At 45.6% G+C, this 15,687-nt stretch carries 11 protein-coding genes and 10 tRNA genes; 20 read left to right on the plus strand and 1 reads right to left on the minus strand.

What is annotated here, in order from left to right; translation table 11 throughout:
• Window position 1 precedes the first annotated feature (1 nt).
• Together CBX98_RS13330 and rpoS are read left to right on the plus strand one after the other, a co-directional pair.
• Window positions 2-925: a peptidoglycan DD-metalloendopeptidase family protein gene (locus tag CBX98_RS13330; RefSeq protein WP_109169445.1), complete on the plus strand. Its 924-nt coding sequence runs from the start codon at window positions 2-4 to the stop codon at window positions 923-925.
• Between the two features lie 80 nt (window positions 926-1,005).
• The gene (rpoS, locus tag CBX98_RS13335) at window positions 1,006-1,992 is read left to right on the plus strand and encodes an RNA polymerase sigma factor RpoS (RefSeq protein ID WP_005393877.1); all 987 of its coding nucleotides are present in this window, start codon (window positions 1,006-1,008) and stop codon (window positions 1,990-1,992) included.
• 82 nt (window positions 1,993-2,074) lie between these two features.
• Here rpoS and mutS read toward each other — a convergent pair whose 3' ends face one another.
• Window positions 2,075-4,636, minus strand: a complete 2,562-nt coding sequence (gene mutS, locus CBX98_RS13340; protein ID WP_109169446.1) for a DNA mismatch repair protein MutS — start codon at window positions 4,634-4,636, stop codon at window positions 2,075-2,077.
• An 84-nt stretch (window positions 4,637-4,720) separates the two neighbouring features.
• Between mutS and pncC the strand changes: the two genes are divergently transcribed.
• The 18 genes from pncC to oadA all read left to right on the plus strand — a co-directional run bounded on the left by pncC (window position 4,721) and on the right by oadA (window position 15,684).
• Window positions 4,721-5,203 (plus strand): nicotinamide-nucleotide amidase, encoded by a 483-nt coding sequence (pncC, locus tag CBX98_RS13345; protein ID WP_046875089.1) that lies wholly within the window; start codon window positions 4,721-4,723, stop codon window positions 5,201-5,203.
• Window positions 5,204-5,403: 200 nt separating this feature from the next.
• Window positions 5,404-6,447 carry a recombinase RecA gene (gene recA, locus CBX98_RS13350; protein ID WP_005393872.1) on the plus strand — a complete coding sequence of 348 codons (1,044 nt, stop codon included), beginning with the start codon at window positions 5,404-5,406 and terminating at the stop codon, window positions 6,445-6,447.
• A gap of 128 nt (window positions 6,448-6,575) precedes the next feature.
• Window positions 6,576-7,043: a recombination regulator RecX gene (recX, locus tag CBX98_RS13355; RefSeq protein ID WP_005393871.1), complete on the plus strand. Its 468-nt coding sequence runs from the start codon at window positions 6,576-6,578 to the stop codon at window positions 7,041-7,043.
• A gap of 142 nt (window positions 7,044-7,185) precedes the next feature.
• Window positions 7,186-9,768: an alanine--tRNA ligase gene (gene alaS / locus CBX98_RS13360; protein WP_109169448.1), complete on the plus strand. Its 2,583-nt coding sequence runs from the start codon at window positions 7,186-7,188 to the stop codon at window positions 9,766-9,768.
• Window positions 9,769-9,980: 212 nt separating this feature from the next.
• The gene (locus CBX98_RS13365) at window positions 9,981-11,168 is read left to right on the plus strand and encodes an aspartate kinase (RefSeq protein WP_005393869.1); all 1,188 of its coding nucleotides are present in this window, start codon (window positions 9,981-9,983) and stop codon (window positions 11,166-11,168) included.
• Window positions 11,169-11,260: 92 nt separating this feature from the next.
• Window positions 11,261-11,458: a carbon storage regulator CsrA gene (gene csrA, locus CBX98_RS13370; protein ID WP_004415691.1), complete on the plus strand. Its 198-nt coding sequence runs from the start codon at window positions 11,261-11,263 to the stop codon at window positions 11,456-11,458.
• A 334-nt stretch (window positions 11,459-11,792) separates the two neighbouring features.
• Window positions 11,793-11,884, plus strand: a tRNA-Ser gene (locus tag CBX98_RS13380).
• A gap of 33 nt (window positions 11,885-11,917) precedes the next feature.
• Window positions 11,918-11,994: transfer RNA gene (locus CBX98_RS13385), tRNA-Arg, on the plus strand.
• Window positions 11,995-12,023: 29 nt separating this feature from the next.
• Window positions 12,024-12,115, plus strand: a tRNA-Ser gene (locus CBX98_RS13390).
• A gap of 85 nt (window positions 12,116-12,200) precedes the next feature.
• Window positions 12,201-12,277 (plus strand) — tRNA-Arg (locus tag CBX98_RS13395).
• Between the two features lie 55 nt (window positions 12,278-12,332).
• Window positions 12,333-12,409 (plus strand) — tRNA-Arg (locus tag CBX98_RS13400).
• 52 nt (window positions 12,410-12,461) lie between these two features.
• Window positions 12,462-12,538, plus strand: a tRNA-Arg gene (locus CBX98_RS13405).
• Window positions 12,539-12,590: 52 nt separating this feature from the next.
• Window positions 12,591-12,667: transfer RNA gene (locus tag CBX98_RS13410), tRNA-Arg, on the plus strand.
• A gap of 52 nt (window positions 12,668-12,719) precedes the next feature.
• Window positions 12,720-12,796: transfer RNA gene (locus tag CBX98_RS13415), tRNA-Arg, on the plus strand.
• Window positions 12,797-12,848: 52 nt separating this feature from the next.
• Window positions 12,849-12,925 (plus strand) — tRNA-Arg (locus CBX98_RS13420).
• Window positions 12,926-12,977: 52 nt separating this feature from the next.
• Window positions 12,978-13,054, plus strand: a tRNA-Arg gene (locus tag CBX98_RS13425).
• 556 nt (window positions 13,055-13,610) lie between these two features.
• Window positions 13,611-13,868, plus strand: a complete 258-nt coding sequence (locus tag CBX98_RS13430; protein WP_005379932.1) for an oxaloacetate decarboxylase subunit gamma — start codon at window positions 13,611-13,613, stop codon at window positions 13,866-13,868.
• A 31-nt stretch (window positions 13,869-13,899) separates the two neighbouring features.
• A complete protein-coding gene (gene oadA / locus CBX98_RS13435; RefSeq protein ID WP_109169452.1) occupies window positions 13,900-15,684 on the plus strand; it encodes a sodium-extruding oxaloacetate decarboxylase subunit alpha in 1,785 nt (594 codons plus the stop codon).
• Window positions 15,685-15,687 lie beyond the last annotated feature (3 nt).

Genomic DNA, 15,687 nt, shown 5'->3' on the forward strand with positions numbered 1-15,687 from the left:
GGTGAGTAAGTTATTACGTCATATTGGTATTAGCTTTGTGTTTGCTGCAGGACTAGTTGGTTGTGCAGCGCATTCTCCTGCACCTGTCTCTAGCTTAAAGAAAGACTATTCAAGCCTTGAAAGAGGAAGTTACAGAGGGAGTTATTATGAGGTAAAAAAAGGCGATACACTTTACTTCATAGCTTATGTCACAGATAAAGATGTAAATGATCTTGTCCGTTACAATGAGTTAACTCAGCCTTACACCATCTACCCTGGACAGAGGCTAAAACTTTGGGCTCCGAAATATGTCGCCCCTAAATATGGCCAAAAAGTTGAACCCGTTGTGGTTCCTGTTGTTACGACGCCACCAGCCCCAGTGATGAAAACATCAACAGCCTCTAAACCGAAAACTTCAAGTAAAAACTCTAGTCAAAAACCTACAGAGACTAAGCCTAAAGTCGTACAAAAACAGCCTCCAAAGAAGGTTGAACAATCGAAAACAAAGGAGTATGTTGGTTCAAAAGATAACCAAAAAGTGAAGCAAAAAGCGCCAGTTACCACGGCGAAGAGTGATAAAGTTTCTAAGTGGTTGTGGCCAACAAAAGGGAGAGTAATCAAGAACTTTTCGGCGGGAGAACAGGGAAATAAAGGTATCGACATCGCAGGACAGCGTGGTCAACCTATCGTTTCAACCGCAGCCGGCACCGTTGTTTATTCAGGCAATGCGCTACGAGGTTATGGCAACTTAATTATAGTAAAGCATAACGACAATTATTTAAGCGCCTATGCACATAATGACAAACTGCTGGTATCAGAAGGACAAAGTGTAAAAAGCGGACAGAAAATCGCCACCATGGGTAGTTCAGGTGCAAAATCAGTCAAGCTACACTTTGAAATTCGCTATCAAGGTAAATCGGTGAATCCAAAACGCTATTTGCCTTAAAACTTTGAAAAACAACTTGCGACATCATTTAGCGACATATTGAGTTGTCATGTCTTGCTAACTCGCCAGGGGGAGGCGTTATGAGTATCAGCAACACAGTAACCAAAGTTGAAGAGTTTGCATTTGACAATGCGTCAGTGAAGACCATTGATAACGAACTCGAAAAATCATCATCCACAGAAAGCAAAACGGCTGCGCGTGAAGAATTTGATGCGAGCAGTAAAAGCTTAGACGCAACTCAGTTGTATCTAGGTGAAATTGGCTTCTCACCTCTACTTACTGCCGAAGAAGAAGTGCTTTATGCTCGACGAGCTCTGCGTGGCGACGAAGCGGCACGTAAACGTATGATCGAAAGTAACCTACGTTTGGTGGTCAAGATCTCTCGTCGATACAGTAATCGCGGCCTAGCACTACTCGATCTGATTGAAGAAGGTAACCTTGGTTTGATCCGTGCGGTCGAGAAGTTCGATCCAGAGCGTGGTTTCCGCTTCTCTACTTATGCGACCTGGTGGATCCGACAAACGATCGAACGTGCGTTGATGAACCAAACTCGTACGATCCGTCTACCTATTCATGTCGTGAAAGAGCTGAACATTTATCTGCGTACTGCGCGTGAACTTTCTCAGAAGCTCGATCACGAACCTACCGCAGAAGAAATTGCTGCTCAGTTAGATATTCCAGTCGAAGATGTAAGCAAAATGCTACGTCTCAATGAGCGTATCAGTTCTGTCGACACACCAATCGGTGGTGACGGTGAAAAAGCGCTGTTGGATATTATTCCCGACGCAAACAACTCCGATCCAGAAGTCTCGACTCAAGATGACGATATCAAATCATCGCTGATTCATTGGTTAGAAGAGTTGAATCCAAAACAGAAAGAAGTACTTGCACGACGTTTTGGTCTTCTAGGCTATGAGCCTTCGACGCTTGAAGAAGTTGGTCGAGAGATTGGTTTGACACGTGAGCGTGTACGTCAAATTCAAGTAGAAGGTTTACGTCGTCTTCGTGAGGTTTTAATCAAGCAAGGTTTGAATATGGAAAACTTATTTAACGTCGAAGATGATTAAATAATCCGTACTTCAGTAGATATGCAAAAGGCTATGGTTATCCATAGCCTTTTTTCTTTTGCGCTCGCTAAAGTGAATCGATTTAAAGCATCTTCTTCAAACGATACAACTCTTCAAGTGCTTGGCGTGGAGTCAAATCATCAGGAACAATACTAGATAAGGCTTGTTCGATCTCGCTAGGTTCTGGAATTAGACTCAATTGGTTAGCCACATCTACTGCACTTGGACGTGGTGCGTCACTGTTTTGCCCTAGTTGCTCTAACTGAGATAGCTTGTTACGCGCATTTTTGATAACCGTTTTTGGTACACCTGCTAAGCCCGCAACAGCTAGGCCGTAAGACTTACTTGCCGCACCTTCTTGAACTGCGTGCATAAAGGCAATGCTGTCTCCATGCTCTACGGCATCCAAGTGAACGTTCGCTAAGTTTGGCAGTTGGTTTGGCAACTCTGTCAATTCGAAGTAGTGAGTTGCAAATAGTGTCATCGCACCAATTTGTGTTGCGAGCCATTCCGCACTTGCCCAAGCTAAAGAGAGGCCATCGTAAGTACTGGTACCGCGACCGATTTCATCCATTAGCACTAAACTGTTTTTAGTTGCATTGTGCAGAATATTAGCGGTTTCCGTCATTTCTACCATGAAGGTCGAACGACCAGATGCAAGATCATCTGACGCACCAATACGAGTAAATATACGATCTAAAGAACCAATTTGTGCAGATTCTGCAGGTACATAAGAGCCGATATGTGCCATCAATGCAATCAGCGCAGTTTGACGCATGTAAGTGGATTTACCACCCATGTTTGGACCGGTGATGATTAACATTTTACGTGCTGGGTTAAGCTCTATTGGGTTAGCTATGAACGGTTCTGTTGTTACTTGCTCTACGACTGGGTGACGACCCGCTTGAATGTGAATGCCAGCGTCTTTCACAAGCGTTGGTCGGCAGTAATCCAACGAATCAGCACGCTCTGCTAGGTTTTGTAGTACATCCAGTTGAGACAGAGCAGAAGCTAAATTCTGCAGCTTCTCCAGATTTGGCATCAATAGATCAAACAGTTCTTCCCACAGCTGTTTCTCAAGTGCCAGCGCTTTCGATTTCGAGTTAAGTACTTTGTCTTCGTGCTCTTTGAGCTCTGGGATGATATAGCGTTCGGCATTTTTTAGTGTTTGGCGACGTACATAGTGCGGCGGAACCAAATGGCTCTGGCCACGGCTCACTTGGATAAAGAAGCCATGTACGTTGTTGTAGCCGACTTTAAGCGTATCGATGCCGTGTCGTTCACGCTCATCTCGCTCAAGCTGCTCAAGGTATTCTGTTGCACCGTCTGCTAATTTGCGCCATTCATCGAGCTCGGCATTATAGCCTTCTGCGATCACACCACCATCACGAATAACAACTGGCGGATTTTCTTTAATTGCACGCTCTAACAGATCACATACTTCGTCAATCGGAGCTGCGTATTGCGCCAGTTTTGCTAGATATGGATGGGTCAAAGAAGCGGTTACAGATTCTAGCTCTGGTAGCTGCTGCATGGCATTGCGAAGTCTAGCCATATCGCGAGGGCGAGCAGAGCGTAGTGCAAGGCGTGCTAAGATACGTTCAATATCACCAATTTGTTTTAACGTTGGTTGAAGATCGGCAAACAGCGCTTGTTCTTTAATCTCACCAATCGCATCAAGACGATTGTTTAACGTTTCAATGCAACGCATAGGCTGATGTAACCAACGCTTCAGCATTCGGCTGCCCATCGGCGTCGCACAATGGTCGAGTACCGCAGCGAGAGTGTTATCGGTTCCGCCTGCTAGATTTTGAGTAATTTCCAGGTTGCGTCGGGTAGCGGCATCAAGGATGACGGATTGGTCCTGATGATCAAACGTTAAAGAGCGAATATGAGGTAAAGCCGTACGTTGTGTATCTTTCACATACTGGATCAAACAACCAGCAGCACATAACCCTAAGGACGCATGTTCTACGCCAAAACCAACCAGATCTTTGGTGCCAAACTGTTGATTGAGTTGTTGCTTAGCCGTATCAAGCTCAAACTCCCATACTGGGCGACGACGGTTACCGTTGCGGCTCGCCATTAAATGTACAGGTTCAAAGTCTTCTGGGAATAGTAGCTCACGTGGTGCGGTACGCTGAAGCTCGGCTGTCATCGCTTCTTCGGTTTCTGGTTCTGTCAGTTGGAAGCGACCAGAAGTGACATCCAGCGTAGCATAACCGAACTTACCGTTGTGATAGTAAATGGCTGCGATTAAGTTATCGACACGCTCAGAAAGCAATGCTTCATCAGTAACAGTGCCTGGTGTCACGATACGCACAACTTTACGTTCTACCGGACCTTTGCTGGTGGCTGGATCGCCAATTTGTTCACAGATTGCGACTGATTCACCAAGCTGAACAAGTTTTGCTAGATAGCCTTCTACTGCGTGAAATGGCACTCCCGCCATAGGAATAGGCTCTCCAGCTGACGAACCGCGCTTAGTTAGCGAAATATCAAGCAGTTGGGATGCTCGCTTTGCATCATCGTAAAAGAGTTCGTAGAAATCGCCCATGCGGTAGAACAGCAAAATCTCAGGGTTCTCAGCTTTTAGCTTGAGGTATTGCTGCATCATCGGAGTGTGTTTTTGTTCAGCTTTCACAGGTAAGTTCTTTTGTTTATTTCCGTAGCGGCTTAGGATACGTGAATCCCTATCAAGTAAAAAGAGACAAAGGGCATTTTGGCTATGGAAAAAACAACAAAATTGAGCGCAGATTTAGGCGCATTATTGGCAAAGCATGGTCATGTTTTAACGACGGCAGAATCGTGCACGGGTGGCGGTGTTGCGACCGCTATTACTGATATTGCAGGCAGCTCAGGTTGGTTAGATAGAGCTTTTGTCACTTACAGCAACGAAGCCAAAATGGAAATGCTGGGTGTGAGAGTGGAAACCTTAGAGGAACATGGTGCCGTGAGTGAGCCTGTTGTGCTTGAAATGGTGCAAGGTGCGCTTCAACACTCGAATGCCACTATTGGGGTTTCCATCAGTGGTGTTGCTGGACCGGGGGGAGGCACTGATGAAAAGCCGGTTGGAACCGTCTGCTTTGCTTTTGCGGATAAGCACGACTGGCTCTTTGTTGAGACCATGCATTTTTCTGGTGACAGGGCGGAAGTTCGTCAACAAGCGGTGATGCATGCATTGACTCGATTGCATCAACATTTAATTTAGAATTTCTTACACCGTCTTAGCCCAGAATTGATAAGGGCTAGAGCAAATCCTTAGAAGCAGTGAACTAAATTTTTTCTATACAGGTATGGACACTGTATGAATCAACAGTATAATAACTTTCATTGCTGAGCAGGTTAGCTGCTTAAGAAAAATGAATTACTATTCGTCGCCCAAAGAAGATGAATAAATCGGAGAAAGTAATGGACGAGAACAAACAGAAAGCGCTCGCCGCTGCGCTAGGTCAAATTGAAAAGCAATTCGGTAAAGGCTCTATCATGCGCCTTGGTGATAACCGAGCAATGGACGTAGAAACCATCTCAACAGGCTCTCTTTCTCTTGATATCGCTTTGGGTGCAGGTGGTCTGCCAATGGGTCGTATCGTAGAAGTCTACGGTCCAGAATCTTCAGGTAAAACAACACTAACGCTTGAGCTTATCGCTGCTGCGCAACGTGAAGGTAAAACTTGTGCGTTTATCGATGCAGAGCACGCTCTGGATCCTGTCTACGCGAAGAAACTTGGTGTAGATATCGATGCGCTCTTGGTTTCTCAGCCAGACACTGGTGAGCAAGCACTAGAGATTTGTGATGCACTAGCTCGCTCTGGCGCTATCGACGTAATGGTTGTTGACTCAGTTGCGGCGCTAACACCAAAAGCAGAAATTGAAGGCGAAATGGGCGACAGCCACATGGGTCTACAGGCTCGTATGCTTTCTCAAGCGATGCGTAAGCTAACTGGTAACCTAAAACAGTCTAACTGTATGTGTATCTTCATCAACCAAATCCGTATGAAGATTGGTGTGATGTTCGGTAACCCAGAAACGACCACGGGTGGTAACGCACTTAAATTCTACGCTTCTGTTCGTCTTGATATTCGTCGTACTGGCGCAATCAAAGAAGGTGACGAAGTCGTTGGTAACGAAACGCGCATCAAAGTGGTTAAGAACAAGATTGCTGCACCGTTTAAAGAAGCCAATACGCAAATCATGTACGGTCAAGGCTTTAACCGCGAAGGTGAGCTGGTAGATCTAGGCGTGAAGCACAAGCTGGTTGAAAAGGCTGGTGCTTGGTACAGCTATCAAGGCGATAAGATTGGTCAAGGTAAAGCGAACGCGTGCAACTACCTACGTGAGCATCCTGAAGTGGCTAAAACCATCGATACTAAATTGCGTGAAATGTTGTTAGCGCCAGCCCTTGCGGAAGCTCCTGAAGCAGGCGAGGCGCCTGAGCAAGCTGAAGAGTTTTAATCCCTTCACAGATTAAAAAGTGATAAAGCCCTGCAATGCGGGGCTTTGTTGTATCTATTGACATCAAAAATCGAATCATCACAAAGGCCATTGAGAGTCTGTACAGCAAAAATACCTTTAGGATCACCATGTACCAAAAGCGCCAGACACCAACATTATCGAGCAAAGAGGCGGCTATCCAACTGCTTAGCCGTCGTGATCATGGTCAGTATGAGCTGTACCAAAAACTGTCGATGAAAGGCTATGAAGCATCAGACATCGAAATCGCGATTAATTTTTGCTTAGACCACAACTATTTAGATGATTTACGTTATGCGAAGAGCCAAATTAGGCAGCATGTATACAAAGGACATGGAGAGCGTCGAATTCGCCAAGAGTTAAACCAGAAACGTGTTGCGGAATCGGTGATTGAGCAAGCCATGGCTGAAGAACCACAAGACTGGTTTGAACTTGCTAAGCAGGCGGCAGAAAAGAAATTCAAAGGCGTCAAAGCCAAGGACCAAAAAGAATATGCAAAACAAGTCCGTTTTCTACAATACCGAGGCTACAGTTTCGACCAAATTAGCTATGCGCTTGCCTTTGAAGACCAAGATTAGCGTTGATCCAATTGCGCTGATTTTTGTTTTGCTTCAAATTTTTTCTTCTACTCCCTCTTTTCCTCAAGAAAACTAGTCTCAGCTGTTTGCATGATCTACAATACGGCAAAATTCTAACTCGACTATTTTCAGGAAGAGCTGCATGTACATGAGCACTGACGAGGTTCGTAACGCGTTCCTCAAGTTCTTTGAAAGCAAAGGACACCAAATCGTAGAAAGTTCATCGTTAGTTCCACATAACGACCCAACCCTGCTGTTCACAAACGCAGGTATGAACCAATTTAAAGATTGTTTCTTAGGCTTAGAAAAACGAGCCTATACTCGAGCGACTACGGCTCAACGTTGTGTACGTGCTGGTGGTAAACACAACGACCTGGAAAATGTTGGCTTTACCGCTCGTCACCACACATTCTTTGAAATGCTAGGCAACTTCAGCTTTGGCGACTACTTCAAAGAAGATGCGATTTCATTTGCTTGGGAATTCCTAACCGAAGTTCTTAAACTGCCTGCGGATCGTCTATTGGTAACCGTTTACGAAACTGATGACGAAGCATTCGACATCTGGAACAAAAAAGTTGGCGTGCCTGCTGATCGTATCGTGCGCATTGGTGACAAAGAAGGTGGCAAGCCTTACGAGTCTGATAACTTCTGGCAAATGGGCGACACTGGTCCTTGTGGTCCATGTACTGAAATCTTCTACGATCACGGTGAACACATCTGGGGTGGTCGTCCTGGCACGCCTGAAGAAGATGGTGACCGTTTCATCGAGATCTGGAACAACGTATTCATGCAGTTCAACCGTCACGCAGACGGCACTATGGAACCGCTACCAAAACCATCGGTAGATACTGGTATGGGTATCGAGCGTATCTCTGCAATCATGCAAGGCGTTCACTCAAACTACGAAATCGATGTATTCCAAACTCTTATCAAAGCAGCGGCTGAAGTCATTGGTTATGAAGATCTATCGAACCAATCGCTACGCGTTATTGCTGACCACATCCGTTCATGTTCATTCTTGATTGTTGATGGTGTGATGCCTTCAAACGAAGGTCGTGGTTACGTACTACGTCGTATCATTCGTCGTGCCGTACGTCATGGTAACAAGCTAGGTGCACAAGGTGCATTCTTCTATAAGCTTGTTGGCGTATTAGCAGAAGTAATGGGTACAGCAGGCGAAGAGCTGAAGCGTCAACAAGCAGTGGTTGAAAAAGTGCTGCGTATCGAAGAAGAAAACTTCGGTCGTACACTTGAGCGCGGTATGGTAATTCTTAACGAAGCATTAGATAACCTAGATGGCAAAGTGCTAGACGGCGAAACGGTATTCAAGCTTTACGATACTTACGGCTTCCCAGCAGACCTCACTAACGACGTTGCACGTGAGCGTGAGTTCGCGATCGACGAAGAGGGTTTCGAAAAAGCGATGGAAGAGCAGCGTCAACGTGCGCGTGAAGCTGGTCAATTCGGTACAGATTATAACGCAGCAATCAAAGTTGATACGCAAACAGAATTCTGTGGTTACACAGGTACTAAAGGTTCTAGTTCAGTCGCTGCGATGTTTGTTGAAGGCAACGAAGTAGATTCACTATCTGCAGGCGATAAAGCCATCATCGTGCTTGGTGAAACGCCATTCTACGCAGAGTCAGGCGGTCAGTGTGGTGACGCGGGTGAAATCCGTACTGAGTCTGGTGTATTCCGCGTTGAAGACACTCAAAAACTCGGTAACGCAATCGCACACCACGGTGTAATGGCAGAAGGCGTGCTAGCGAAAGGTGACGAAGTGGCAACTATCGTTGACGCAGAGCGTCGCGCAGCTATCTCTCTTAACCACTCAGCGACGCACTTGCTACACGCAGCACTACGCCAAGTTCTTGGTGAGCACGTAACGCAGAAAGGCTCATTGGTGAAGGCAGACAACCTACGTTTCGACTTCTCACACCTAGAGGCAGTAACTGCAGCAGAACTGAAAGAAGTTGAGCGTCTAGTAAACGCACAAATTCGTCGTAACCACACGATTGAAACCAATGTGATGGACATTGAGTCTGCTAAGAAGAAAGGCGCAATGGCATTGTTTGGTGAGAAGTACGATGACGAAGTTCGCGTGTTGTCTATGGGTGACTTCTCTACTGAGCTTTGTGGTGGTATTCACGCATCAAGCACGGGTGATATTGGTCTATTCAAAATCACATCAGAAAGCGGTATTGCAGCTGGTATTCGTCGTATTGAAGCGGTAACAGGCGAGGCGGCATTAGACGCTATTGAAGCTCAAAATGCGAAGTACGAAGAGAAACTGGCAGAGTCTGCACAGAAAGCAAAAGCACTAGAAAAAGAAGTGCAGAAGCTAAAAGATAAGATGGCAGCCGCAGAAAGCGCTAACATCATGGGCAAAGCGGTTGAAGTAAATGGCACAAAAGTTCTAGTTGCGGCCCTTGAAGGTGCTGATAGCAAGAACCTACGTACCATGGTTGATGACATCAAGAATCAAATGGGTTCTGGTGTTGTACTGCTTGCCAACGTAACGGGTGACAAGGTTGGCTTGATTGCTGGTGTGACTAAAGATCTCACTGGTAAAGTAAAAGCAGGTGATCTGGTTAAAATGGTTGCAGAGCAAGTCGGTGGTAAGGGCGGTGGTCGTCCAGACATGGCTCAAGCCGGTGGTACTGATGTTTCAGCACTGCCAGAGGCAATCAAAACAGTTCAGCCTTGGCTAGAAGAGCGTTTATAAGCTCTTAACTAATAAAATTACGCTCAATCAAGTTTCTTTGATTGAGCGTAATTTTTTTTAGCAACCAAGTGGTTTAATTGACCAAAAGTTAACCGAGTCATTTAAGCTGCTTGGTTTTTGTTGTAACTACTGCTTATATAATTTTTCTCAAAGGAAATATTTAAGATGTAAGCAGTTCTAAAGAGACTTCGGTCTTGGGAAGGTGAAGACTGGTGAAAAAGCCCCTTATCGTGCAAAAGTTTGGCGGAACCTCTGTGGGTTCAATTGAAAGAATCCACCAAGTCGCTGAACACATCATTAAGGCGAAAAATGATGGCAATCAAGTTGTTGTTGTCGTGTCTGCAATGTCAGGCGAAACAAACAGACTGATGGATCTCGCTAAACAGATAGATAGCGTACCTACAGCTCGAGAACTTGATGTTTTGCTCTCTGCTGGTGAGCAAGTGTCAATGGCACTGTTAGCCATGACTTTGAATAAAATGGGTCATGCTGCGCGCTCGCTTACCGGAGCACAGGCGAATATTGTGACGGATAATCAACACAATGACGCAACGATTAAACACATTGATACCACGACAATTATGGGATTGCTTGAGCAAGACCAAATCGTGATTGTTGCGGGCTTTCAAGGTGTGAATGAGAATGGGGATATCACCACATTAGGTCGAGGTGGCTCAGATACGAGCGCTGTGGCACTGGCGGGCGCATTGCGTGCTGACGAGTGTCAAATCTTTACCGACGTTGATGGTATTTATACTTGTGACCCACGTGTAGTGAAAAATGCGCGCAAATTGGCGGTTATCGATTTTCCTTCAATGGAAGCGATGGCAAGCCGAGGCGCAAAAGTATTACATTTACCTTCAGTGCAATTTGCATGGAAGAATAATGTGCCACTACGCGTGCTTTCGACATTTGATGTTAATGAAGGCAGTTTGGTAAAGGGGGAGTCAGGCAATCAAGCCGTCTCTGGTATAGCCATTCAACGTGACCTTGCCATTATCGAAGTCGATAAAGAACATTTATCTAGTGCTACAAAACAATGTCAGATGCTGGGTATAGACATTTGGAATGTGATCGAGGAAGCAGAACGGGCAGGTATCATGATAAAACAAGATGCATGTGCCAAGTTCGATCTGGTGTTCAGCGACAAAATCCGTAATAGTGAAGTGGTAAGCCTGTTGACCGCAGTGGGGCTTGAGGCCAATGGAATGGTAGAGCACGCATGCGATTTGTTGGCAAAGCGAGATATTGAGATCAATTTCAGCGCAACGAATGCACTCACTATGATGCTAGTTTTAGCACCCGAATGTGTGGATACAGCAGCAAACATTCTGCATGATGCTTACATTACGTCTAGTGAAGCATTAAACATTCAACAAAAACATGCCTTTTTAGGCTGATTTTCGCTAACAAGGTAGTTTACGAAAATATAACTTTTGTTGGATAATAGCTTTGTAGCAAGAAAATTTAGAGATTACTCAAGGAGCAAAGAATGCTAATTTTGACTCGCCGCGTAGGCGAAACACTGATGATTGGTGATGAAGTGACTGTAACTGTACTAGGTGTGAAAGGTAACCAAGTACGTATCGGCGTTAACGCTCCGAAAGAGGTTTCAGTTCACCGTGAAGAAATCTACATGCGCATTCAAGCTGAAAAAGGCAATGGCAACGTTGCTTCAGGTAACTACTAAGTCGCTCCTGTTTACAGAGCTTAGTTTGAATGAAAAAGGCTAACCGAAGGGTTGGCCTTTTTAGTCTTTAATGTTTTTGAAGATTTGCGGAAACCATTGTGTTGAGTGTGGCTGCGAATCCGTCAATATTGTTGAATCGAACATCAGGAAGTTGTTTGAAAATAAATGTCTTTTTTTCAGAGAAGACTCTCTTTTTTTCATCATAATAGAGTGGTAAAGTTCGTTTAATAGTCACTTTGATTAAATCAGCAACGGTTAAGTCAGTTTCGTGGATTTTTTCAAAGAAAGTGTTTGACATATTTTCGGTAAAACGTAATATGTGCCTCCGCAAGACGGTGAGGTGGCCGAGAGGCTGAAGGCGCTCCCCTGCTAAGGGAGTATACGGTTTATCCCGTATCGAGGGTTCGAATCCCTCCCTCACCGCCATTCTTGCAATGTTGAGAAATCAACAAAAAAAGTGCGTCCTTAGCTCAGCTGGATAGAGTACCTGGCTACGAACCAGGCGGTCGGAGGTTCGAATCCTCCAGGACGCGCCATATCTCTTCTGAGATATAACAATGAAAACGGTGAGGTGGCCGAGAGGCTGAAGGCGCTCCCCTGCTAAGGGAGTATACGGTTTATCCCGTATCGAGGGTTCGAATCCCTCCTTCACCGCCATTCATTGACTGGCCCGATGGCCTTTTTTTTGTTTCGTAAGAAATGAATGTGATTTGCTTCACAACTTCCTAGCAAGAAGATCTGCGCGTCCTTAGCTCAGCTGGATAGAGTACCTGGCTACGAACCAGGCGGTCGGAGGTTCGAATCCTCCAGGACGCGCCACTATTTAATAATTCGTTTGATAAACGGGTTATACAAAGTAAAATAAAATTATTGCGCGTCCTTAGCTCAGCTGGATAGAGTACCTGGCTACGAACCAGGCGGTCGGAGGTTCGAATCCTCCAGGACGCGCCACTTATTAAAGGGTATTGCCCTGATGTTGACGAAAGTTGATATCGAAAATTGCGCGTCCTTAGCTCAGCTGGATAGAGTACCTGGCTACGAACCAGGCGGTCGGAGGTTCGAATCCTCCAGGACGCGCCACTTATTGAAGGGTAATGCCCTGATATTGATGAAAGTCGATATCGAAAACTGCGCGTCCTTAGCTCAGCTGGATAGAGTACCTGGCTACGAACCAGGCGGTCGGAGGTTCGAATCCTCCAGGACGCGCCACTTATTAAAGGGTATTGCCCTGATATTGATGAAAGTTGATATCGAAAACTGCGCGTCCTTAGCTCAGCTGGATAGAGTACCTGGCTACGAACCAGGCGGTCGGAGGTTCGAATCCTCCAGGACGCGCCACTTATTAAAGGGTATTGCCCTGATATTGATGAAAGTTGATATCGAAAACTGCGCGTCCTTAGCTCAGCTGGATAGAGTACCTGGCTACGAACCAGGCGGTCGGAGGTTCGAATCCTCCAGGACGCGCCACCTATTAAAGGGTAATGCCCTGATGTTGACGAAAGTTGATATCGAAAACTGCGCGTCCTTAGCTCAGCTGGATAGAGTACCTGGCTACGAACCAGGCGGTCGGAGGTTCGAATCCTCCAGGACGCGCCATTTACTGAAAAAGCCTCGCAATTGCGAGGCTTTTTTGTATCTGGACATCAGGAACTATAGCCTAGAGTTGTTAGAGGCGAGGTCCTTCTTTTCCAAAAGCGAATATGTGCTTATCTAAGCAATTTGGAATAAAGTTTCTGCTGTAGTTTGTGAATCCATCCTTACTATCTCTCCTGTATATTGATTTCCGTTTCTTTCACTTTAACTGTTCAAATGTAACTTCTTTGTTATTTATTTGTTTGTTAGTTGTTACCAAATGGCATCCTTTTGTTTTTATTAGCTTTTATGTGTAAATCTCGATTTGGTTTTGAAATCCAAATCGCAGTTTTTATTTATGTCCTCCTTTACTCTGTTCGTAAGGAGATAGCAGATTCGCAGTAATTATTTTGTCATGAACTGTGATCTGGGTAGTGAATAAATAATCATTTATCAGGATTATTACAAACCTTCCTTAAACAAAATTGACAAAATTTAACCAATCGAGATAATCCATTGGTCGGGATTTGACGCTATTAAAGTCCTGCACGTTGTCAGGATGACAAAGAAAGGAAGCAACATGACTAATATAGGAAGCCTGCTAGTAGATGCGGCCACCCTGATGCTAACGGGGATGGCGGTCGTATTTATTTTCCTCACTATTCTTGTTTATCTCGTTCGGCTAATGTCGAAATTGGTACCAGAAGAAGTACCAGAGCCGATCGCAGCACCAAAAACAAATACTAATATTCAATCAACCTCTTCAGCTGTTAGTCCACAAGTAGTGGCGGCGATCTCGGCTGCGATTCATAAACATCGCGCCTCATTCGCGAAGTAGCCGAACCAGGATTAAAAAGGAGTTTAAGAGCATGTCTAAACCACTAGCTATTACAGATGTGGTCCTTCGTGATGCCCATCAATCACTATTTGCTACGCGTATGCGTATTGAGGATATGCTGCCTATCGCAGCTGAGTTGGATAAGGTTGGTTACTGGTCTCTAGAGACTTGGGGTGGCGCAACGTTTGATTCTTGTATTCGATTCTTAGGGGAAGATCCTTGGGAGCGTTTACGTGAGTTGAAAAAAGCGATGCCTAATACACCAATGCAAATGCTACTGCGTGGTCAAAACCTTTTAGGATACCGCCATTATGCCGACGACGTAGTAGAGAAGTTCGTTGAACGCGCGCATGCTAACGGTATGGACGTGTTCCGTATCTTTGATGCAATGAATGACGTGCGAAACTTCCAGAAGGCCGTTAAAGCAACGGTCGATGTTGGCGCACATGCTCAAGGTACGCTGTCTTACACAACAAGCCCTGTGCATAACGCAGACACTTGGGTTGACTTGGCAAAACGCCTAGAGGATTTAGGTTGTCATTCACTGTGTATTAAAGATATGTCTGGCTTACTCAAGCCTTATGAAGCGGAAGAGCTTATCACGCGTATCAAAGCATCTTGTGATGTGCCATTAGCACTTCATTGTCACGCGACGACAGGCTTGTCTACTGCGACAGCGGTAAAAGCAGTTGAAGCTGGTATTGATATTCTCGATACAGCGATTTCTTCAATGAGTTGTACCTATGGTCACACACCGACTGAAACGGTAGTCGCGATGCTAGAAGGAACCGAGCGAGATACGAATTTGAAGCTCGAGCAACTAGAACCTATCGCCGCGTATTTCCGTGAAGTACGTAAGAAGTACGCGAAGTGGGAAGGTCAGTTGAAAGGTGTAGACTCTCGCATCCTGATTGCTCAAGTGCCTGGCGGCATGCTGACTAACATGGAAGGCCAGTTGAAAGAACAGGGCGCGGCGGATCGCATTGATGAAGTCTTAGAAGAGATCCCTCGTGTTCGCGAAGATCTTGGTTTCATTCCATTGGTGACTCCAACTTCGCAGATTGTCGGAACGCAAGCGGTGATTAACGTGCTTACTGGCGAACGCTATAAGAGCATTACTAAGGAAACCGCTGGTCTATTGAAAGGCGAATACGGTCAAGCGCCAGCCGAGTTAAATGCAGAGCTGCAAGCTAAAGTACTTGATGGCAAAGAGCCTATTACTTGTCGTCCTGCCGATTTGCTTGAGCCTGAAATGGAGACGCTTACTGTTGATCTAATGGAGAAAGCGAAATCAGAAGGTATTAAGCTAGCAAGTGAGCGTGTTGATGATGTACTTACTTATGCGCTTTTCCCTCAAGTTGGTCTCAAGTTCCTTAAGAATCGTGACAACCCAGAAGCATTTGAACCTGCACCAACGCTAGAAGCCGCGAAGCCTGCCGTACCTGCGGCGCAACCAGCAACTGGCGGCGTAGAAACTTATAGCGTACGTGTTGACGGACAGGTGTATGAGGTGGAAGTTGGTCCTCAAGGCGAGCTAACCTCTGTCGCTCCTTCTGCGGCGCCTGCAAAATCGACGGCACCTAGCGCTCCTTCTAGCGCATCTGCTGAAGCGGTGCCTGCTCCTCTTGCCGGTAACATCTTTAAAGTAAATGTTCAGCCTGGCGCTGAAGTGGCTGAAGGCGATGTACTACTGATTCTTGAAGCAATGAAGATGGAAACAGAAGTGCGTGCGGCGCGTGGTGGTGTGGTTCAAGAGTTGAACGTTAAAGAAGGCGATGCTGTCACAGTAGGTGCGCCTCTGTTGAGCCTGGCGTAAGGG

The sequence above is a fragment of the Vibrio sp. T9 genome (assembly GCF_003123985.1).
Lineage (GTDB): Bacteria > Pseudomonadota > Gammaproteobacteria > Enterobacterales > Vibrionaceae > Vibrio > Vibrio diabolicus.